The following is a 20857-nucleotide window of genomic DNA, read 5'->3' as shown; positions in this document are numbered from 1 at the left end:
CGAATTTTTCGGTTGCAGTGCATATGTGTAGATTGTTCTATCGAGGAAAGGCATCATCACCTGATTTGGAAACCATTATATCAAAAAATCTAGTTCCTATAAGGCCAGATAGACATCGGGAAAGAAAACTAACTGGCAAGATATATCATAGTTTCCTATACAGAGTAGCATAAAAACAATAAGCTGCATAATTTTATTTTGGCGGAAAAAATCCGTCTATTTGCTATGCCCTAAAAAGAAGAAACTGAGGATGAAGAGTAAAATACTTCATCCTCAGTCTGTTGCCATTTTTGTATTGTCATACTAACTTAATGACATTGGCGTTTATCGCTTCCTTTTTTTGTGTCTTCTGGCGTTGCTAATTTGCATCGCAGCTTGCTCGTCACCCCTGCAATCTCTTCCGCCGGCGTCACTTGGAATTATTCCCTGGAAAAAGAAAAATATTACCTTGTTCCCATCATTTTGAGACAAACAGTACTCCCAATGTTCCTGGACCACAATGAGATGAAACAACGCTTCCTGCGCGGGTTTCAAGGATTTCTTTAAACACGCCGAGGCCGCTAAGATACTCTCTTACAGCTTCAACAACTTCCCTGTCGCATCCTGAATGGGTTATGAACACACGCTCAGGTCTGGCATTCTCTAGATCAGCCTCCATGTCTTTGACATAATCAAGCGCCTCTTTTCTCTTCTTTCTTGATTTCCAAAGTCTCAGGAAATTCCAACTTCTCGGCGCTTTCTATATTTTCTTTTGCATAGTTTTCGTATGCTTTTCTATAGTGCTTCTGGCGAGCCCAGATATCATCTGCTACAGGTCCCCACTCTTTTGAATAATTATCACACTTTGCGCAGAGGTGTTCAACGCTTTCCTCTGATTCTTCATTGGTACCATGGGCTCCAGATCTTGCCACCATCTCACGAAGAAGCTCAGGATTTTCAAGCATTGGGCATGGTCTTAAATGGTTCTTATTGAAAGGCTGTCCCTTGTGATATTCCATGAAAAGAGGGCTCTGAAGCATCTCAAGTATTGAATGAGTATGAATATTAGTGTTGGAGAAGTGGATAAATACGCAGGGCTCTGCATCTCCACTTGAATTGATGTGGAAGTAGTTTCTTCCGCCAGCGATACAGCCACCAACTGCCTCTCCATCATTCTGGAAATCCATAGGGAAGAACCCTATATCGCACTTGTCACTTCTAAGGTATCTGATTTGATCTACCATCTTTCTTCTCTGCTCTACAGTAGGCATAAGCTCTGGTACCGCATTATTTCCTACTGGCATATAGTGGAAAAAGAATCCGAATCTTGCGCCTTTTTCAGCTATGAACTCGATGAACTTAGGGTCAGTTACTGCCTCGATATTATTTCTTGTATAGCAGATGGAAGTTCCATAGACAATTCCGTATTTCTTAAACAGGTCCATGGCTTTCATTACAGCGTCATAATGACCAATTCCACGTCTCGCATCATTTGTCTCAGGAGTACCCTCGATAGAAAGCTGGAACGTGATATTTCCAAGTCTTACAACTTCCTTACAGAAGTCCTCATCAATTAAAGTGGAGTTGTCAAAAATAGAGAACTCAACATCATTGTGCTTTTCAGCAAGACGCAGTACATCCTTTTTTCTTACAAGAGGCTCCCCGCCTGTCATCATGTATAGGTAAACACCAAGCTCTTTTCCCTGGGTAACGATCTTATCCATGTCTTCAAAAGACAGGTTGTGCTTAGGGCCATAAGTACCGGACCAACAGCCCTGGCAATGCATGTTGCAGGCACTTGTAGGATCAAAGAGAATAAGCCATGGGATATTGCATCCGTACTTTTCCCTGTTTGCCCTGATCATCTTGGTACCTCTGAAAAAGGCCTCATAACCAAGGTTGAGCATTGTCATCTTGGCAACGTGAGGATCTGTCTCATCAACTACTTTATTTATAAACTTGACCCATCTATTGTCAGGGTCCTTGAAAGCTGCTCTTACCTGATCAAGCTTGTCCTTTCTTGCTCCATCTTTCCCCCAGAATTTTTCTGCCTGATCTACGAGTTTTAAATACGTTTCTGTTCTGTTCTCAGCTTTGTCGAGATTTGCAAGAAATCTATCGATCAATAGGCTAAATGCCTGTCTCTGCGCTTTGTGAGATAAGTTTTCTACTAATTCCATACTTGTTATTCCTCCCCTTTAAGTGTTACAATCGTTTTGATGTTACAAGTGTAACGCCGCAGGAGATGCAATTCAACGGCTCTACTCTCGGACATGACAGTAGAAGTGTCAATTGGCGCGACGTGACATAATCACTTATTTTGTAACAACAGGGGAAAAGAAATATGAAAGCCACTAAAGAGCCTTTGACAGAAATGCAGAAAAAAGAAGTTCTGCGAATGAATAACAAAGAGTCTAACCAGCTGACCAGAGAATGCCTTCAGCTTGCGCTTATGCACCTAATGGGCGAACACCCGTATGAAAAGATCACTGTCAGTGAGATTGTGCGTCGTGCTGGAGTTTCACGTACTGCCTTCTACCGCAACTATACTGACAAGGAAGATATTTTGCATGAACTCGGTAACAGACTGATAAAAAGAATAGCAGAAATTTGTGAAAAACCAGAACTGCATGAGAATCCTCATCAGTGGTTTGAAGATGTTTTCCGTACCATCCGCGAGGATAAAGAAACCATTGCCCTGTTTGATCAGGCAGGTATATTGAAACGTGAGCTCTTTTCCGGCAGGTCCATATCAGAACTTCTGTATCCTACAACAGATACAGAGATCAAATACATCAAGCTTGCTACAGAAGCAGCTTTTTTCCAGATACTTATCAGCTGGTTCAGAGAAGGGATGCAGGAAAGCGAACAGCGCATGGCTGATATATGCGTAGAAATGTTTGATAACACATTAAAAAAACTGTCATAAAACAAATAGGAAAGCATTTATTGCTTTCCTTTTTTGTTTCTGCTCCGGTTTTATTCTAAAGCTTCTATCTTCCCGACCGTTACTTCACATGCCTTTGCAGAAATATCGCATCCTATAAATTTTCTGCCAAGTTTTTTTGCAACAACTGCGGTGGTACCTCCACCCAAAAAGAAGTCTGCAACTGTATCCCCGGGATCGGATGCCACCTTTATGATCCTGTCCAGAACCGCTTCCGGCTTAGGTGTATCGTAGGCATCTGCCACGCTGATCCTTGTGTAGGTATCAAGCATTTCCTGTTCATTCCAGAGGTTTCCCACAGGTATTACGTTAGAGAATCTGTAAGGCAGACCGTCAATTATCTTTACCTCTCCGGCCTCTATCATGTTACCAAACTGCGCAGCGCTTATAAGCCAGTGCTTATTTATAGATTTTAAATCTATTGCCTTATCATCAACGTATCTTATGTCATCTCTTCCCTCGAGATAACCGTTTTCAAAAAGAGGGACGATCTTCTTGGACTCTCCACGAATTTCATGAAATACAAAGTTTTTCGGATCCTTGACATAGTACAGAATGATATCCACCTGTGAATCAAAATTGGAAAAGAATCCCCTTTCCCGGCTATGCTGACGATAAATTCTGTTTCTGAAACAGCTTGTCCCGAAAATCTCATCCATCAGTATGCGCATGTATGAATCCATGCGCCAGTTACAGTGAATGAAAATACTCCCATTTGCAGAAAGGGTGCGCTTCATCTCCAAGAGTCTCGGTCTGTACCACTCCATTGCCTCATCAGGATCTCCAAGATCATCAGAGTAGTCATCAAATATTTTCCCTGTATTATACAGAATATCGCAGTAGATCAGATTAATTGAGCCTTCCGGAATGCTCTTAAGCAGCTCAAGATTATCATCCTGATAGATTTTAATATCATCCTTTTCATAATAAATACTCATTACTAAATTCCTCCTCGTTTTAACCTGACCTTCATAGCAATCTGTCTGGGTGTCTCCATCCCATCAAACTGGATCAGATAACTTTCTTCATCAATGTTAATATCAAGAATAGTTCCGGGGCCGAGTATGGCGTGTTCAACCCTCTGTCCTTTCTCAAGCAGGTCAAGTTTAACCGCCCCTTTAAGGTGCCTTGAATCATTTTCGATGTATTTCCGAGTCCTTGTCATCATCTCTTCCGATGGCTCCTGAGTAAACTCAAGGCAGCTTCTGTCAATATCCATGATGAATCTGGACGGATATCTGGGGATTCCCTCAAAGGTCTGTCCGCCTGCCTCTGAAATAAAGAGCCTCTTTTTCGCCCTGGTCATTGCAACGAAGGCAAGTCTTCTCTCTTCCTCCATACCTTCCAAAGTATGTATTTTCCTCGAGGGAAATATTCCCTCGTTCATGCCACATAAGAATACATACGGAAATTCAAGTCCCTTGGCTGCATGCACAGTCATAAGCCTGACCTTATCGCTTTTTTCTGTGTCTGAATCAGCATTGGTAAAAAGAGCTATGTGTCTCAGATAGTCTTCAAGCCCGACTTCCTCTCCGCAGGTAGTCTCGTATTCAAAAACAGACTGTTTGAGCTCTGCAAGATTATCAAGTCTCTCCTGTGCACCCTCGGTGCGGAGCATCTCCTCATATCCTGTGTCCTCAAGCACTTTTGTCAGAAGCTCGGATACCGGAATGCCTTCGTAATTACCTGCATACTTTTCAATAACATCGATAAACTCTTTGGCTCTGGTTCCGCGAAGTATCTCATTTTCCAGGTTCTCACTAAGAGCCATGTATAAAGAGCAACTGTTATCCCGTGCATATTGCTCCAAAAATGCCATACGTCTTTTACCAAGGTTTCGCTTGGGCACATTGGCAATTCTTCTGAATGAAACATCATCCCTGTACAGGATCATTCGAAGATAACATAACGCATCCTTAATCTCCATCCTACCATAAAACTGAACTCCAGAATAAATGGTGTAAGGAATCTTCTCTTTTATAAGCCCCGTCTCTATTGTTCTGGTAACATAATGGGCTCTGTACAGCACCGCCATATCCTTATAAGATACGCCCAGGCCCTTAAGAACCAGTATCTGCCCCGTTATCCAGTCTGCCTCATCGGCCGTATCAGGCGCAAGATGACACAGGACACTTTCGCCGGAGTCTCCTACGGCTACCAGATCCTTCTTAAGTCTCTGTGTGTTCTTGTCTATAAGGCTGTTACATGCTGCAATTATCTGTGGTGTGGATCTGTAGTTATCATTCATATAGATAGTCTTAACATTTGGATAGTTCTTATCAAAGTTAAGCAGAAAGTCTACACTGGCACCTCTCCAGGTATATATCGTCTGGTCCGGATCTCCCACAATGAAAAGATTCTTGTGATAAGCAGAAAGCACATCCATAAGCTCATACTGAAGTCCGTCGATATCCTGGAACTCATCGATCATTATATACTCAAGGCGCTTCTGCCATTTGAGCTTTATATCCTCATGTTCTTTAAACATGTACAACGTAAATTTGATCAGGTCGTTATAGTCCAGTCCAAAGCATTTTTTCTCCTGATACAAATAGCCATAAAACAAGATATCGTTAACCGATGTTGCTCTGTCATACTTCTCCTTAAGCGCATCGACAGACATATTAAGCATGTCCAGATAATACTCAGGTTCATCCTTACACTTGCGTATTTCAAACATATCCCTTGCCGCACTGAAAGTCTTATCCCTGAGTGTAAGACCTCGCTCTTCATAAATAATCTTAAGGATATCATCGATATCGGAATTATCCAGCACAAGAAAACTCTTTGGGTACTGAAGAGCATGCGAATCCTCCTGCAGTACAGAAACGCAGAATCCATGGAATGTATTGATATATCCGGTATCATTGTCTCCTGTTAAAAGATGTATTCTCTGCCTCATCTCATTGGCCGATTTATTGGTGAATGTAACACAAAGAATATGCCCCGGCATGATGCCCAGCGCATTTACAAGATAAGCAAACCTGAATGAAAGAGCTCTTGTCTTGCCGCTTCCGGCTCCCGCCACAACTCTGATAAATCCTTCGGTACTTGTAACTGCCTCTTTTTGCGCTTCATTTAATGTATCCAGTAGTTCTAACATAAATTCTCCCATTTGGCATAACACAAACATATATTCGAATACATTATAGCAAACATGAGTTCTTTTTTGTATATTTTTCGCGTTTTCTATAAAGTTTTGCAGCTTTCGTCCGATATTATTAATAACTAAAGAAAGGAGGAAGATACATGAATAACAATCTTCCCAAAAGATAAAAGCACCTTCACTGCGGCAGGATCCCGGTGGAGGTGCTTTTTTATCACACAATTATGTGGTTTTTATGTGTTTTGCAATTTTGCTTTATAATGAACACATTCATACGATATAATATAATCAAAGCACTTCCAGAAAGGATCCTGAATTGAAACTTTTAGAAACTTCCTTTGATACAAATTTTAGTCAGACCATACATGAGTGGGCGGGTGAATTTGCAAGCTATTCCCGGTCTGTCCTTTTTCATGTATATGTCCCTTTTGACAAACCGGAAGAACTGGAAAACCTTAAATACGTTCGCAAGATTCTAAAAGAAGAATTCCCGACCTCACAAGTTATCGGATGCAGTGCAGCAGGTATGATCCTTGATGGTCAGATACAGAATGATGCAATAGTTGTTTCTGCTATGATATTTGAAGACAGCTCCACCACTGTCATTGTCCGTACATCATATGAGGGTGAGGGAAGTCTTGACGTCCAAAAGCTTTTAGATTTTGTGACAGGTTTTCCTGATCTTAAGGGAATCGAAGCTCTTACTGCCGCTCCGTATCAGCCTTTGCTGGATACAGGGTCTGTTATAGATACTATTCCCGAAAACGTTGAAATATTCGGTGCAATAGCTGTCGGAGATGATGAGCATCCGTCCTTTGTATTTGCCGGTGATCAGGAGCTCGGATACGGAAGAACAGCTATTATTTTCTATGCAGGCAAAAATCTTCATCTTCTTACAAGCAGAATGTTTGGCTGGAATCCGATAGGCTATCCGCTTTCAGTCACCAAAGCCAGGGACGATGTTGTATACGAACTGGATAACAAACCGGCCTACGAAGTATATCACCACTATCTTCACATCAAAAAAGACAACAACTTCTTTTATGATGCGCTGGAATTCCCCTGGGAAGTTCAGGCTGACGAAAACACTTATTACATAAGGCATGCCAAATCCGTAAATCCCGACGGATCTATTGTCATGTCTTCAAACATACCTCAGGGCAGTAAGATAAGGCTTACTTTTGGAGATCCCAGAAGGATAATGAAGCATACAAGACAGACCATTTCAGAGATTTTCGAATTCGGACCTCAGGTAGTCAACATATTCAACTGTTTTGGTCGTATGCTCTTTTGGAAGGGCAAGGAGAATATTGAGATCCAGGAAATGTCAGAGTATCTGCAGACAACCGGATTCAGTGCCCTGGGTGAGATCATGCGATATAAGGGAAATACTCTCTTAAACAATCTCTCCATTGTAACTATAGCAATGCGTGAAGGCACCAAGGTCCAATCTGTCACCGTAAATCCCGATGACCTTGAAGGCAAGGCAAATATCCCGGTTACTGCAAGACTTGCCATATTCATAAACACGATCACAGAAGAGCTGATGCAAAAGAATGATCAGCTCAATAAAATGCTTTATAAGGCATCCCATGACGCACTCACAGGGATTTTGAATCGCGGCGCAATTGAACGTGCCATATTTGAAAAGTGCGAACAGAATGAAGCCTCTGAAGCATCAAGTCATCTGATTATGTTCGATGTGGACGATTTCAAGCAGATAAACGACACCTGCGGTCACGCTGCCGGAGATAAGATACTTAAAGATATCGCAACAGTCATAAACGATTACATTGATACAATTCCAGGCTCCATATTCGGACGCTGGGGCGGTGAAGAATTCATGATATTTATATGCAGCAAATCCGATGATCAGGTAAAAGACATTGCTGAGAATATTTTTAATAAAATAAAAAATGAGATCCCACATGAGAAGGAAGTCACAGTAAGTATCGGTGTCACAAGGTATCGCCCCGATGATGGAGTAATACAGACTCTGGAAAGAGTAGATGAGCTTATGTACAGGTCAAAAAGCAACGGTAAAGCTCAGATCACATGCGATTTCTGACATTTAAAAAGCTCTGAAACAAAACGTTTCAGAGCTTTAAATATTATTTGGAAATCTCTTCCATCTCTGCGATAGCCTCGCCAAATACTGCAAGTGCAGAATCGATAGGCTCTCTTGTTGTAAGATCAACGCCAGCGATCTTAAGAAGGCTTACAGGATCCTGTGTGCATCCGCTTGAGAGGAACTCCTTGTATTTTGCTACTGCGCTCTCACCCTCTTTGAGGATCTTGTCAGCAATGGCAACAGCTGCTGCAAAACTTGTAGCATACTGATATACATAGAAGTTGTAGTAGAAGTGAGGAATTCTGCTCCACTCCCATCCGATGAGAGGATCTGATATCATGTCTTTTCCGAAATACTCTTTGTTGAGGTTATAGTAAACATCATACAGAGCCTCAGCTGTAAGAGGAGTTCCCTCCTCAGCCATCTCACAGGTTTTTCTCTCAAACTCTTCAAACATGGTCTGACGGAACATAGTGCTCTTAAAGCTCTCAAGGAAGTGGTTGATGATAAATGCCTTTTCCTCTTTGCTCTTTGCATTCTCCTTCATGTAGTGATAGAGAAGAACTTCGTTTGTGGTTGATGCAACCTCGGCAACAAAAATCTTGTAATCCGAATCAACGATGGTCTGTGCCCTGTTGGTATACCAGGTGTGCATTGAATGTCCCATCTCATGAACGAGTGTAAATACATCGTTAAGTGTATCGTTGTAGTTAAGGAGCATATATGGGTGAACATCGTAAACGCCGCCTGAATATGCGCCGCCTCTCTTTCCTTCATTCTCGACAACGTCGATCCATCTGTTCTCATAAGCCTCTTTTACAACTGCAAGGTAATCCTCACCAAGTGGTGCAAGTGCCTTGAGAGATATCTCTTTTGCTTCCTCGTAGGAAACCTTCATCTCAAACTCGGGGATCATGTCAACGTAAACGTCGTACATGTGAAGCTCATCCACTCCGAGAAGCTTCTTGCGAAGAGTAACGTATCTGTGCATCTTGTCCATGTTGTCGTGGATTGATGCAAAAAGATTGTCGCACACAGCGGGTGATACATTGTTACCATCAACTGCTGCCTCAAATGCGGAGTTATACTTCCTTGCCTTGGCGTTAAAAATACGTCCCTTAACCTCTCCGTCATACATTGAAGCCCAGGTGTTCTTGAACTCCTCGTATCTTCCGTAAAATGCCTCAAAGCTTGCCTTACGAAGCTCTCTGTCCTTGGACATCTGTGTGGGAACGAATCTTCCGTTTGAAAGCTGAACCTCTTCTCCCTTGGAATCTTTGACCGAAGGGAACTTGAGATCTGCATTGTTCAGCATTCCAAAGCTCTTCTGGGATGCTCCCATAAGCTCCTGCGCACTTGCAAGAAGCTGCTCTTTCTCAGCATCCAGCATATGGTCCTTAAGTCTTCTGATCTCACATATCATTCTCTTGTAACGATCAAGCTCAGGAACAGCACTGTAGAACTCTGAAAGCTTCTCATCTGAGAGAGTTAATATCTCCGGGTCCATAAAAGCTGTTTTCTCTGAAGAAGCAACCATAGCTGACATTGCGCGCTGCTTAAGAGCCTGATACTTGGAATTACCTGTATCCTGATCTTCTCTCATATGGGCATAGCCATATGTTCTGTCAGTAAGAAGATATAGCTCCTCACTTAGCCTGCATGCCTCCAGAAGCTCTTTTCCACTCTCAGAGAGTTTGCCCTCATAAGCGGAAATCTTATCGGCAACCTCTGTAACCTTGGAAAGCTCTTCTTCCCACTTTTTCTCATCATCATAGATATCCTCGAGACGCCATGTAAGGTCCAGGGATACCTCATCTCTTTTTGGTAATCTGTCCTGCATAAATGTATTTCTCCTTTATATCCTGCTTACTCCATCATCAGTATAGAGCTCATATGAAGCAGCATCAGAATCATAACATATATAGGTCATTTCTGCATCTCCAACAGACTTCATACCATCTTCAGGCGTAGTAAGCGGCAATACGTGTCCCTTTCTGACAAATACCAGAACCTCATTAAGCTCAGCCTTTACATAGTGATCTCCTGCCTGCAGGATCTCTTCATCATAATCATCATAGGCTCTGAATCTCACAAGCTTCATATCCTCAGGAAGATAAACATATCTTCCCGTAGCATTCTGCGTATATACAGGCGCAAGCATAATGCTCTCCCCCAGAAGAAGCTGGTCCTCAACCTGACTACTCCTATCATCTCCATATTCAAAGCAGAGTGGTTTAAACAGCATCTTGTCCCCAAGAGCTGCCTTCATGAATTCGGAATACAGGTACGGGATAAGTGCGTATCTGAGCTTTATTATATTTCTGAAGGCATCAATGTTCTCAAACCTGTAAAGCTCCTGATTTCTCATGCCCATAGCACAGTGATTTCTAAAGAGCGGTGTGAATATGCCAAAGGCAGTCCATCTCAGCACAAGATCCTCTGTAGTATCACTTCCGAAGCCACCGATATCAGCGCCGGTATAAAGGAAGCCGCACATATTTACAGCAGGCATCTGCTGGATATTAAGCAGCAGATGTGCCCACCAGGAATGATTGTCTCCGTGCCAGATTCCGCCGTAGCGATGTGCTCCGATATACGAAGATCTAGAGAACATAAGTATCCTCTTATCGGGACAGATTCTCTCAAACGCCTCTCCTGCAGCCCTTGTCATGTTATAGCCAAATATATTGTGAACCTTGTCGTGTCTGATCCTCTTTCCCTTATATTCATGATAAAAGCGCCTGTAATCCTCAGGGTTATTGTCAATTGACCCAACAAGATCCTTAAATGCAAAGAATGATTTAATATCAAGATTCTTGCCCTTGTAGTCCTCAATCTGCTCAAAGACCTCATCCAAATGGTCCTGCGTATAGAAAATAGCCGGCTCATTCATATCATTCCAGAATCCATCTATTCCCTGGTCGATGAGCACCTTATATTTATTCCCAAACCAGGCTCTTGCATCGTCATTTAAGAAATCAGGGAAATGAACAAGTCCGGGCCATACAGCAGCCAGAAGGTTTTCTCCGTTTTCTTTTTTGACAAAATATCCCTTCTCAACGCCTTCATCGTAGACATCATATCCCTCTTCAACCTTGACGCCTGCATCGATGATGGGAACAAGATGAATGCCGCGCGCTCTCATCTCCTCCACGAACTTAGGGAACTCGGGAAAAGAGCTCTCGTCAACGGTAAAGTCCTTGTATTTCTCCATGTAATCGATGTCCAGATAGATCATATCAAGAGGAATTCCGGCTTCCGCATACTTGTCGGCCACTTCCCTTACTTCGTCAGCCGTCATATAGCTCCATCTGCTCTGACCAAATCCAAAGGCCCACTTTGGCGGAATATAACTGCGTCCGATTATGCTTCTGAACTGAGAAACTATATCAAGAACATCACTGCCCTCGACAATATAGATATCCGCATCGAAGTCCTCAAAAGAGATCACAAGCTTATCCAAGGACGTGTAGCCTATGTCAAAACTCACTTTCCCCGGAGTATCAACGTATACGCCAAACTGATCTTCCTTTGAAAAAACAACAAAGAAGTTCTGGGAAGCATATAATGAGTTCTTATTTTCTGTATGATTTGGATCGTCAGAGTTATTGGCAGTATAAAGCCATCCTCTTTTATTCATGCCTCTGACAGTCTCTCCAAGGCCAAAGACCTTGTCATTTTTCTTCAGTAAAAGAGAAAGTTCCTTCTTCTCATCATTTCTGTCAAAATGAGGAATGCTCTCCTCTGAAATCTGAAACTCTTTTACAACGGAATCCGTCGGTATCGGATTCCCAATCCTGTACTTTCTTACCATCCTTAAATCCTCCTGCCTAAAAATCTTATCACAAAAAGGGAACTGACATACAGTTCCCTTTCTATAATTCCATATAATCTATTCAGCCTTCCAAAACGTCATATAAGTCCTCGAATTTATCAAGATCATAATCTGCCCTTCCACTGGCCGTTGCAGTGCCTATGGCTGCCACATCCATTCCTGCAGCATGTGCGGCAGTAACTCCGGCATCAGCATCTTCCACCACAAGACAATCGGAAGGATTTTCTGAGAGAAGCTCCGCTGCCTTTAAGAATACTTCAGGGTCCGGCTTTGATCTGGTGATCATTGTCCCGTCCGATACTACTTCAAAAGCATCCGTCAGTTCGCACCTCTCAAGTATATAAGCTGTATTCTTGCTTGAAGAGCCGATAGCCAGTCTGTATCCTGCTTCCTTCAGCTTTTTCAGAGTCTGTCTAACTTCGGAAGACACGTCTTTTCCGGTCATCTCTGAAAGACTCTCCCTATAGATATTGTTCTTTTCCTCCAGATACTCTTTTTTCTTCTCCGGAGAAATTGGCTCGCCGTGGTACTTCTCTAATATGATGTCAAGGCTCTCTTCTCTGCTTACGCCCCTTAACCTGTCATTGTCCCTTTCCGTAAACTCTATTCCAAGCTTATCCGCAAGCTTCTTCCAGGCCAGGTAGTGATACTTGTCAGTAAAGACCAGCACTCCGTCCAGATCAAAAATTATTGCTTTATATTGCATTTTTCTCCTCCGGTAATCTTATACCTTTTTTCTCCATGACTGAATTCCAGCTCATCGCCGCTAAGAAGCTCAACCAGAATCTCTTTTTCACTGACAGAAACTTCAATGAGTCTGCCGTGATACTTGAATTTAAAGGAGTATCCGCTGAGCATGCCCGGCAGGAACGGATTGACAGACAGTCCGTCTTCACCTATCCTTATTCCGCCAAAGCCATAGATAAAGGCCATGTAGGAGCCGCCCATATTGGCGGTATGAACTCCGTCAGAGCTGTTTCCGTGAAGGTTCATAAGGTCAAGCTTTGCAGAGTCTCCAAAATATGCAGCCGCCTCATCATAAAGTCCAAGTCTTGATGCCTGCATGGAGAACACGCAGGTAGACAGGGATGAATCATGAGTCGTTATCTTCTCATAATACCTGAAGCTCTTTTCCATAGTCTGCTTGTCAGCATCCTCAGGGAAAAGAAAATGTGCCAGAACCGTATCAGCCTGTTTGCAGACCTGATATCTGTACAGATGCAGCGGATGATAATGAAGAAGCAGAGGAAACTCTTCCCTTGGTGTGTTCTCAAGATCCCATACGGGCTTTTGAAGGAATGAGTCATCCTGCGGATTTATTCCGAGTTCTTCGTCATAAGGAAGATACATCTTATCTGCCGCCTCTGTAATCTCAGAGATTTCCTTATCAGTAAGCTTAAGTCTCTGTTTAAGAGATATTATCTCCGGGGTATTGGCAAATATCTGAAGGAATTTGACCATCCATTTCATACCATGTGCAGCCGCGCAATTGGTATAGAAATTGTTGTCCACCATACAGGTGTACTCATCGGGACCTGTAACCTCATTGATCACAAAGCGTCCCTTCCTGTCGTAGTTACCGGTATCAAGCCACAGCCTTGCTATTTCTATCATTATCTCAGCGCCTTCTTTAAGGATAAAATTCTTATCCCCTGTTGCGAGATAGTACTGAACGATGGCATAAGAAACTGCGCCATTTATGTGATAAGCAGCTGTTCCGCTGGGAAAATATCCGGAACACTCTTCACCTGTAATGGTTCGCCATGGATAAAGTGCGCCTTTTTTATGTCCTAAAAGACCTGCATTCTCCCTGGCTTTTTGAAGTGTTTTATATCTGAAATGAAGTATGTTTTTTGCAAGTTTTGTATCAGTGAGTGTAAAGAAAGGAAGTGCATACATCTCCGTATCCCAGAAATAATGCCCCTCGTAGCCCTCTCCTGTAAGTCCCTTGGCAGCAATACTGTATCCGGGAATTCTCGGAGCCGAGCAGAACATCTGATACATATTAAAGCTCATGGCAAGATCAAGATCATCATCGCCCATGATCTTTAAAGCCGACTGATCCCAGAATTCTTTAAGGATCTTTGTCTGTTTATCATATAAGTGCGAAAGGCCGCTTCCATCTGCCTTCACTTCTTCAAGAGCATCCTGAAGGACCGCCAAAGCGTCTTTTCCCGGATCATCACTTATCTGTGAATCAGAGAAAGTTGAGAACTTCACGAGGCGTATTTCCTGTCCCTCTGAAATATGCCCCTTATAATAGGTGCATACCCGCCTATCATCGGTATTGTCATACACGTCGATAAAATCGTCCTCCCCCAGCAGGATGCCTGAAGTGGCAGATGCAATACTGATGTCGCTGACACCGGTACTGCTCACACAAAGTGTGGAATTGTCAATGGCCTCAGCACAATTGACCGTAAGATATGACGGACTCTCCGCAGCGAGTCTCGGATCTGTGGGATCCGAGTAATTCTTGACATCGGCTATATGCCATGAGTCAAAAACTATCTCACCGTCGAAATCCATTGATGTAACACTGTATTCAATAGTAAAGAGCTGAGGAATGCCAAGGTGTGTCATCCTCTTTGTCTCTATTTTAATCGTATTCCCAAGAGGGCTCTTCCATATGACCTTTCTTGATGTAAAGCCGTTGTCCATATCAAGAATTCTCTGATTGGAAATGAGCTCACCCGTACCCATGTCAAAACGCTCTCCGCAGACATACAGGTCAATGGACTGTGTATCCGCGACATTGAGCATTGTCTGTTTTTTCTCAATGAGATTGCAAAGGCTCTCAGCCTGTTTCATCGGAATGATCTCATAAACTCCTGCAAGATACATTCCTCTCATAGTCGAAAAGTCAGCGGGCACACCTTCTTCAAGTGTGCCCCTAACTCCAATGTACCCATTGGCATTTGAAAACAATGTTTCGTTTAATCTAAGTGTTTTGTTGTCGTAGTTCTCGTCTCGTATAATGACACGATTACTGTTGTGCATAATATGCCTCTACTGCTTTCTGAAGTGTATCGATAAACTGATCTGTATCTTTGATTGAACCCTTAGCAAAATCCTGGAATACTACAGAAGATACGTTCTGTGCAAGACCTGCTTTCCATCCCTGCCAATGCCATGCAGAAGTCTTTCCTGCTGCTGTGTAATCAGCAATTGTCTTAGCATAAGGATCTGCAGGTGCATACTGTGAAGATACGAAAGGTGATACGCATCCGCACTTCTCTGCAAGGATCTGCTGTCCGCCGTCGTTCTGTGAGCACCACTGAATGAATGCCTTAGCTGCGTCAACGTTGCCGTCCTTGTAAAGTCCCCACCAGTTAGGTGAATTGGTCTGGATTGTATCCTGTCCCTCGATGAATGCGTAAGGGATCATACCTACTTCGAAATTGCCGGCTGCTGCATACTGATCAGCATAAGTTGTTGTCATTGATGCGCCGATCCATGAACCCTGTGTTACGAAAGCGTACTTGCCGCTTGCAAAGCCAAGAACCTGATCATCATATGAGCCGGAAACTCCGAGAGGATCTGTGTACTCGTTGAAAAGAGCTACCATCTCAGCGAAAGCTTTCATACGATCCGGATCAAGCTTTCCGCCATCATTGATAAGATCAAGGTATGTTGTGTCGTTACGTGCAAGACCGGAATCAAGATATGTTCCGAAGAGGTGCTGACCTGCTGTCCACCAGAGGTTAGCTGACTCTGTGTAGTAACCTACAACTGCTGTAAGTCCAAGTTCATCCTTCATAGAATCGATCTTCTCGAAAGCTGCTCTCATGCTCTCAGGACCTGTGATTGACTTAGGATCGATACCTGCCTTGTCAAGAATTGACTTGTTGTAAGAAAGACCGATAGCTTCTGTAGTTGTAGGGAATCCGTAAACATGTCCGTCAGGTCCTACATACTCAGCTTCTGTGTCGCTTGTCCAAGCCTCGTCTGAAAGATCTGCAAGAAGATCCTTCCATGTCTCATAGTGTGTGTCACCCTCGAATACGAAGATGTCAGGCATATCTCCTGCCTGATAGTAGTTCTTCAGGATAGCCTGCGTGTCCTGTCCACCACCGATTGTATCGATGGAAACTGTAACACCTGTCTGCTCTTTGTAAGTGTCAGCAAGGATTGCAAGACCTTCCTGGATCTCTGCCTTGTTGTTAACCAGCTTGATAGTTGTGCCTTCGCCGCTATCTGTTGTAGCAGGTGCATCTGCAGGTGCTGCCTCTGTTGCTGTCTCTGTAGTTGTGGCTGCAGGTGCCTCAGTTGTTCCGGTTGTACCTGTTGTTCCACATCCTGTCAGTGCAAATGTGAGTGTAGTTGTTGCTGCAAGCAGCAGTGTCAGTGCTTTCTTTTTCATATTATCCTCCTTTTTATATGAACAATATTACGTTCGCTCTGATACTTATATGCTAAGCTATTTACTGAAAATACCGCAATATCGCAAATATTTTTTGGTTGTTTGACACAAAAAAAGACCTTCCATATGTAATTTTCACACATGGAAGGTTTGTTATTTTACTAAAGTCATATTCATTTTACTAAAATCTTGTTTGATTTTACTAAATTTTAGTAAAATCCAGGTTTTACTTGCGAGGAAGCGCCACCGTCCGCCTCCATTTCACTCTGGCGCCGATCTTATAAGTCTCATAATCTCCGCTGCCGTCCAAAATGTTTAAAAGAGCCTGTCCGGCCAGAAAACCTCTTTCGTAATCAGGTACGCTGACTGTCGTAAGTCCAAGATATCTGGAGATGATGATATCATCAAAGCCGCACACCGATATATCTTCAGGCACTCTTATACCATTCTCCTGGAAATGGCGGATAGCTCCGATCGCCATCATATCGTTGGCACACACCAAAACCTCAGGCATACGGTCTCTTAACATAATGAGCCTTGCTGTCTGGGCTCCGCTCTTCTCTTTCCAGTCCCCCTCATACAGATCGTTTCTGTGAAAAGGAAGGTCGTTCTCTTTAAGTACATCCCTTAAAGCTGTATATCGCTCTTTATTATCGGCAGTATCCTGTCCGGTAAGAAACGCAAAAGACTTAAATCCGGCCTCCACAAGCTTTTGCATTAGCTGCCTTTCGCCTTCGTAGTTACTGACGATCATGGCCTTGATCATAGGGTGCTTGAGCTCACGATCAAGAGTTATCACCGGAAGTCCTTTATCCGCAACAGCCAGAACCTGTGCATCCGTTATCTGTGAACTGAGAATAATGCAGCCGCACACCTCATCCGGATCCGAATAATGAGCAAGGTCATCACCGTTGCATATCAGGATATGATACCCCTGTCTGCCGACATAATCGCTTATCCCATGAAGGATATCAAGATAAAAGAGTGTATCGAAGTCGCTGAAGCTTACGATAATGGTGCGCCTCTTGCCGTCAATACCGTTTTGATCTTTGTGAGTATAGCCAAGCTCTGCTGCAATCGCCATGACCTTCTCTCTGGTCTTTGCACCTACGTTCTTTTTCTTGTTCAGAACGTTGGATACAGTGGTGATCGACACGCCCGCCTTATCTGCTATATCCTTTATCCCCGCCATAGCTTTAACCCCCGCTGCTTATAGCCAAATACCAACTGTTACACTACCTGATGTATCCATTTACCTCTAAGGAATCTTATTGTAAATATTATACCTCTAATACCCCAGTCGCTGAACATACCAATCCATACGCCCATAGGTCCCATGTGCACGACTCTGATAAGGTACGTAGCCAGGGTAACTCTGCAAAGCCACATGGTAAGCGTTGAGATCAGCATTGAGAACTTCACATCACCGGCAGCCCTTAAGCTGTATGCAGTGATGAAGGACGGTGACCATAACAGAGGTTTAACAATCGTGATCCATCCGAGCATATAGATGCAAAGAGCCGCGCTCTCTTTTTCCATACCCGCCAGCGTTGTGACCGGTCTTGCTATCGCATAGGTGAAAAGGCAGCTCGCCGCAATTGCAATATATCCCCAGACTATCATCTTCTTGGTGTAGTAGATAGCCTCGTCTTTCCTTCCTGCACCAAGGCACTGACCTATCACGGTCATAAGACCTATTCCAACGCCACAGCCTGCAACGCCGTTTACATTCTCAAAGATATTGGCCATGGCCTGGGCTGCAATGGCTGTTGTACCAAGGAGTGAAACTGATGACTGAATTGCCAGCTTACCGAACTGAAACATTGAGTTTTCAATTCCGTTGGGAATACCCATAGCCAGGATCCTCTTTATCTTATCCCCGTCGGGACGGATCTTGTGATATTGATAAACTCTGATCTCCTGATTCTTTCTGCCAAGCAGTACCAAAAGAACTATTGCGGAAAAGAGCCTTGAAAGAAGTGTCGCCAGTGCTGCTCCGAAAACGCCCATATTTAATACAAAAATAAACAGCGCATTGCCTGCTACATTAAGAATATTGGAGATAATGGCAACATTCATGGGAAGTCTTGTGTTGGACTGTGCCCTGAAAACCGCAGCCCCCGCGGCAGACAAGGCAATGCCCGGATACGAGAGAATGCTCAGAAGGAAATATGTACTTGCAGCTCTCATAACGTCAGGCTCTATGGTTCCAAATATCATTGAGAGAAGACTTCCTCTGAAAATAAGGCATAAGACCATAATGACCGCTGATAAAAAGGCTGATACAAGAAGAACCTGAGAGGCTGCATCATTAGCTCTTTTGATATCTCTCTGACCAATATAGGTTGAGCAGATGATAACGCCTCCGGTTGCCATGGCAGCAAAAGCCTGGACAACCAGGTTGTTGATTGAGTCCACAAGAGAAACTCCCGAAAGTGCAGCTGCTCCTACATTACTTACCATCATAGAATCAGCCATGCCCATAAGGGAGTTTAAGAATTGTTCAGCTATAATCGGAATCAGCAACAGGAAAAGTTTCCTGTTGCTGAATATGTGTTTTGAATTCATTTTATTTACTCCGCGATATACGGATTGCTCCGCTTACGCTCTCGCAATCCTACATCCATTCGGAATCCGGACTACCGTCCTACTTCCTCATGTCCGTTATGTTATTTCATAAGCACAATGATTCGTGCGAGCACGACATTGTGCTTACTCATTCCATATATCGCTCACATCCTCTCCGGCGCGTCAAAACCAAGTAAATCTATTCCTGTCTCAAGTACTTTCAGTGTTATTGCAAGGAGTGCAATGTAGCTCTCCTTCTTGTTCTGATCAGGCTCTGCAAGGATCTTGGTTCCGTGATAGAAGCTATTGAAGGAGTTGCTGAGCTCATAGATATATGCGCAGATCCTGTTAGGTGCAAGATCTCTTGCTGCGCTCTCTACCGCATCGGCAAATCTTGTAAGTCCAAGCATGAGATCCTTCATTGCAGGATTCTCAGGGTTATCGAGCTTGGCATCCTTGACATTACCGCCCTCAGCCGCATATTTGCTGAGGATTGATTTGATACGTACAATTGTGTAAAGGATGTATGGGCCTGTGTCTCCCTCGAAGGAAGTGAACTTATCTATATCAAAGATATAATCCTTGGAAGGCTGGTTTGAAAGGTCACCATACTTAAGTGCTGAAAGAGCAACTTTCTTGGCTGTGCTTCTTGCCTCTTCCTCGTCGATGTCGTGATTGCTCTCCTTGATCCTGTTATACATCTTGTCGTTGATCTCCTGTACAAGGCTCTCAAGGTGCATAACTCCGCCCTCTCTTGTCTTGAAGGGCTTGCCGTCGGGACCGTTCATAGTTCCGTTTCCGACAAATCTAAGATCTGTCTCAGGCAGTGTGAGCCTTGTCTTCTTGGCTGCACGGAATACCTGCTCGAAATGAAGAGACTGTCTCTTATCTGTGAAATAGTATATAGCATCGGGGCGATACTCTTTCATACGCTCCTGTATGGTTGCAAGGTCTGTTGTTGCATAAAGAGCTGCTCCGTCAGATTTAAGGATCATGCAAGGAGGCATCTCTTTTGTATCAGACTCCTCAGCAACATCAACAACCAAAGCTCCCTGACTCTCATGAGCATAATCGTGCTGCTTCATGTAATCAACCATTCCCGGGATAAGGTCGTGAACATCAGACTCACCCTTCCAGAGATCGAAGTGAACATTAAGGCTGTCATAATTCTTCTTAAGATCAGGAAGTGAGACATTCATGATGTGATGCCAGATAGCTCTGTAAGCCTTGTCGCCATCCTGCATGCGCTTTGTTGCCTCAAGCGCCTCAGCCTTGTACTCTGCTGCAGCCTTCTTCTCTTCCTCTGATGCATCATCGGAGACCTTAGTCTTACCACTTGCAACAGGGTATATCTCAGCAAGCTCCTGTATTGTAAACGGAGCCTCTTTTGGGAAAGGGCCCTTAAAATCAGGATCAAAATAAGGAAGCTCAGGGTGACGAGCCTTAAGCTCAGTGATAATAAGACCCATCTGAAGGCCCCAGTCTCCCATATGGATATCACCGATCACATTATTGCCTGCATACTTAAGTATTCTCTTTACAGCCTCACCGATAATGGCAGGACGAAGGTGTCCTACATGAAGAGGCTTGGCAACATTTGCTCCGCCGTAGTCAAGGATTATAGTAGGCGCATGTCCGGGCATTGATACACCCATGTGCTTCTCATGAAGCATTCTCACAATGTACTCCCTGACAAAATCACCGCTGACTGTGATATTCAAAAATCCGGGCTTAACAGACTCCACCTTCTCAAACATTGCATTGCCCTGCAGTCTTGCAGCGACATCATCTGCAATTATAAATGGTGCCTTGCCGTATTTCTTGGCTCCTGCCATAGCGCCGTTGCACTGATACTCACACAGGTCAGGTCTGTTGGATATTGTTGTCTTTCCAAGCTCCCTCTCATACCCTGCTGCCTCAAAAGCATCTCCGACTTCCTTTGAAATTAACTCAAGTACTTTCTCCAAAACAGTTCCTTCTTTCTATAA

The 20857-nt window shown here is 43.6% G+C and carries 14 protein-coding genes; 2 read left to right on the top strand and 12 right to left on the bottom strand.

The window, feature by feature from the left end; genetic code table 11:
- Positions 1–457: 457 nt before the first annotated feature.
- Complete coding sequence (locus G590_RS0113675) at positions 458–658, bottom strand: DegV family protein (RefSeq protein ID WP_022766228.1); 201 nt, start codon at positions 656–658, stop codon at positions 458–460.
- Between the two features lie 13 nt (positions 659–671).
- Positions 672–2159 carry a radical SAM protein gene (locus G590_RS19640; protein WP_022766227.1) on the bottom strand — a complete coding sequence of 496 codons (1488 nt, stop codon included), beginning with the start codon at positions 2157–2159 and terminating at the stop codon, positions 672–674.
- Positions 2160–2323: 164 nt separating this feature from the next.
- On the opposite strand from G590_RS19640, the gene G590_RS0113665 reads away from it, so the two are divergent.
- Complete coding sequence (locus G590_RS0113665) at positions 2324–2908, top strand: TetR/AcrR family transcriptional regulator (protein ID WP_022766226.1); 585 nt, start codon at positions 2324–2326, stop codon at positions 2906–2908.
- A 50-nt stretch (positions 2909–2958) separates the two neighbouring features.
- On the opposite strand, the gene G590_RS0113660 is transcribed toward G590_RS0113665, so the two are convergent.
- The gene (locus G590_RS0113660) at positions 2959–3864 is read right to left on the bottom strand and encodes a DNA methyltransferase (protein WP_022766225.1); all 906 of its coding nucleotides are present in this window, start codon (positions 3862–3864) and stop codon (positions 2959–2961) included.
- 2 nt (positions 3865–3866) lie between these two features.
- The gene (locus G590_RS0113655) at positions 3867–6029 is read right to left on the bottom strand and encodes an ATP-dependent helicase (RefSeq protein ID WP_022766224.1); all 2163 of its coding nucleotides are present in this window, start codon (positions 6027–6029) and stop codon (positions 3867–3869) included.
- Positions 6030–6348: 319 nt separating this feature from the next.
- Between G590_RS0113655 and G590_RS0113650 the strand changes: the two genes are divergently transcribed.
- Positions 6349–8100: a sensor domain-containing diguanylate cyclase gene (locus G590_RS0113650; RefSeq protein WP_022766223.1), complete on the top strand. Its 1752-nt coding sequence runs from the start codon at positions 6349–6351 to the stop codon at positions 8098–8100.
- Between the two features lie 43 nt (positions 8101–8143).
- On the opposite strand, the gene pepF is transcribed toward G590_RS0113650, so the two are convergent.
- The 8 genes from pepF to argS all read right to left on the bottom strand — a co-directional run bounded on the left by pepF (position 8144) and on the right by argS (position 20836).
- A complete protein-coding gene (gene pepF, locus G590_RS0113645) occupies positions 8144–9943 on the bottom strand; it encodes an oligoendopeptidase F (protein ID WP_022766222.1) in 1800 nt (599 codons plus the stop codon).
- Positions 9944–9958: 15 nt separating this feature from the next.
- A complete protein-coding gene (locus G590_RS0113640) occupies positions 9959–11917 on the bottom strand; it encodes a glycoside hydrolase family 31 protein (RefSeq protein ID WP_022766221.1) in 1959 nt (652 codons plus the stop codon).
- An 82-nt stretch (positions 11918–11999) separates the two neighbouring features.
- Positions 12000–12644 (bottom strand): beta-phosphoglucomutase, encoded by a 645-nt coding sequence (gene pgmB / locus G590_RS0113635; RefSeq protein ID WP_026494162.1) that lies wholly within the window; start codon positions 12642–12644, stop codon positions 12000–12002.
- Positions 12626–14938, bottom strand: coding sequence for a glycoside hydrolase family 65 protein (locus G590_RS19635; RefSeq protein ID WP_022766220.1), 2313 nt, complete (start codon positions 14936–14938; stop codon positions 12626–12628). Before G590_RS19635 ends, pgmB begins: the two co-directional genes overlap by 19 nt.
- On the bottom strand, positions 14925–16301 hold the full coding sequence (locus G590_RS0113625) for an ABC transporter substrate-binding protein (protein ID WP_022766219.1): 1377 nt from the start codon (positions 16299–16301) through the stop codon (positions 14925–14927). Before G590_RS0113625 ends, G590_RS19635 begins: the two co-directional genes overlap by 14 nt.
- 226 nt (positions 16302–16527) lie before the next feature.
- The gene (locus tag G590_RS0113620) at positions 16528–17493 is read right to left on the bottom strand and encodes a LacI family DNA-binding transcriptional regulator (protein WP_022766218.1); all 966 of its coding nucleotides are present in this window, start codon (positions 17491–17493) and stop codon (positions 16528–16530) included.
- Positions 17494–17531: 38 nt separating this feature from the next.
- Entirely contained in the window at positions 17532–18869 is a 1338-nt protein-coding gene (locus tag G590_RS0113615; protein WP_022766217.1) for an MATE family efflux transporter, read from the bottom strand.
- A 164-nt stretch (positions 18870–19033) separates the two neighbouring features.
- A complete protein-coding gene (gene argS, locus G590_RS0113610; protein WP_022766216.1) occupies positions 19034–20836 on the bottom strand; it encodes an arginine--tRNA ligase in 1803 nt (600 codons plus the stop codon).
- Positions 20837–20857: the final 21 nt, after the last annotated feature.

The sequence above is a fragment of the Butyrivibrio sp. XPD2006 genome, assembly GCF_000420865.1.
In the GTDB taxonomy this organism is placed as follows: domain Bacteria; phylum Bacillota; class Clostridia; order Lachnospirales; family Lachnospiraceae; genus Butyrivibrio.
Note: the sequence above shows the minus strand (reverse complement) of the source record. Positions and strands in the feature narration are given on the sequence as shown.

What these genes read in the sequence shown, in the direction of transcription:
- G590_RS0113675 (WP_022766228.1), bottom strand. Translation starts at nt 658, where the DNA reads ATGGAGGCTGATCTAGAGAATGCCAGACCTGAGCGTGTGTTCATAACC.
- G590_RS19640 (WP_022766227.1), bottom strand. Translation starts at nt 2,159, where the DNA reads ATGGAATTAGTAGAAAACTTATCTCACAAAGCGCAGAGACAGGCATTT.
- G590_RS0113665 (WP_022766226.1), top strand. Translation starts at nt 2,324, where the DNA reads ATGAAAGCCACTAAAGAGCCTTTGACAGAAATGCAGAAAAAAGAAGTT.
- G590_RS0113660 (WP_022766225.1), bottom strand. Translation starts at nt 3,864, where the DNA reads ATGAGTATTTATTATGAAAAGGATGATATTAAAATCTATCAGGATGAT.
- G590_RS0113655 (WP_022766224.1), bottom strand. Translation starts at nt 6,029, where the DNA reads ATGTTAGAACTACTGGATACATTAAATGAAGCGCAAAAAGAGGCAGTT.
- pepF (WP_022766222.1), bottom strand. Translation starts at nt 9,943, where the DNA reads ATGCAGGACAGATTACCAAAAAGAGATGAGGTATCCCTGGACCTTACA.
- G590_RS0113640 (WP_022766221.1), bottom strand. Translation starts at nt 11,917, where the DNA reads ATGGTAAGAAAGTACAGGATTGGGAATCCGATACCGACGGATTCCGTT.
- pgmB (WP_026494162.1), bottom strand. Translation starts at nt 12,644, where the DNA reads ATGCAATATAAAGCAATAATTTTTGATCTGGACGGAGTGCTGGTCTTT.
- G590_RS19635 (WP_022766220.1), bottom strand. Translation starts at nt 14,938, where the DNA reads ATGCACAACAGTAATCGTGTCATTATACGAGACGAGAACTACGACAAC.
- G590_RS0113625 (WP_022766219.1), bottom strand. Translation starts at nt 16,301, where the DNA reads ATGAAAAAGAAAGCACTGACACTGCTGCTTGCAGCAACAACTACACTC.
- G590_RS0113620 (WP_022766218.1), bottom strand. Translation starts at nt 17,493, where the DNA reads ATGGCGGGGATAAAGGATATAGCAGATAAGGCGGGCGTGTCGATCACC.
- G590_RS0113615 (WP_022766217.1), bottom strand. Translation starts at nt 18,869, where the DNA reads ATGAATTCAAAACACATATTCAGCAACAGGAAACTTTTCCTGTTGCTG.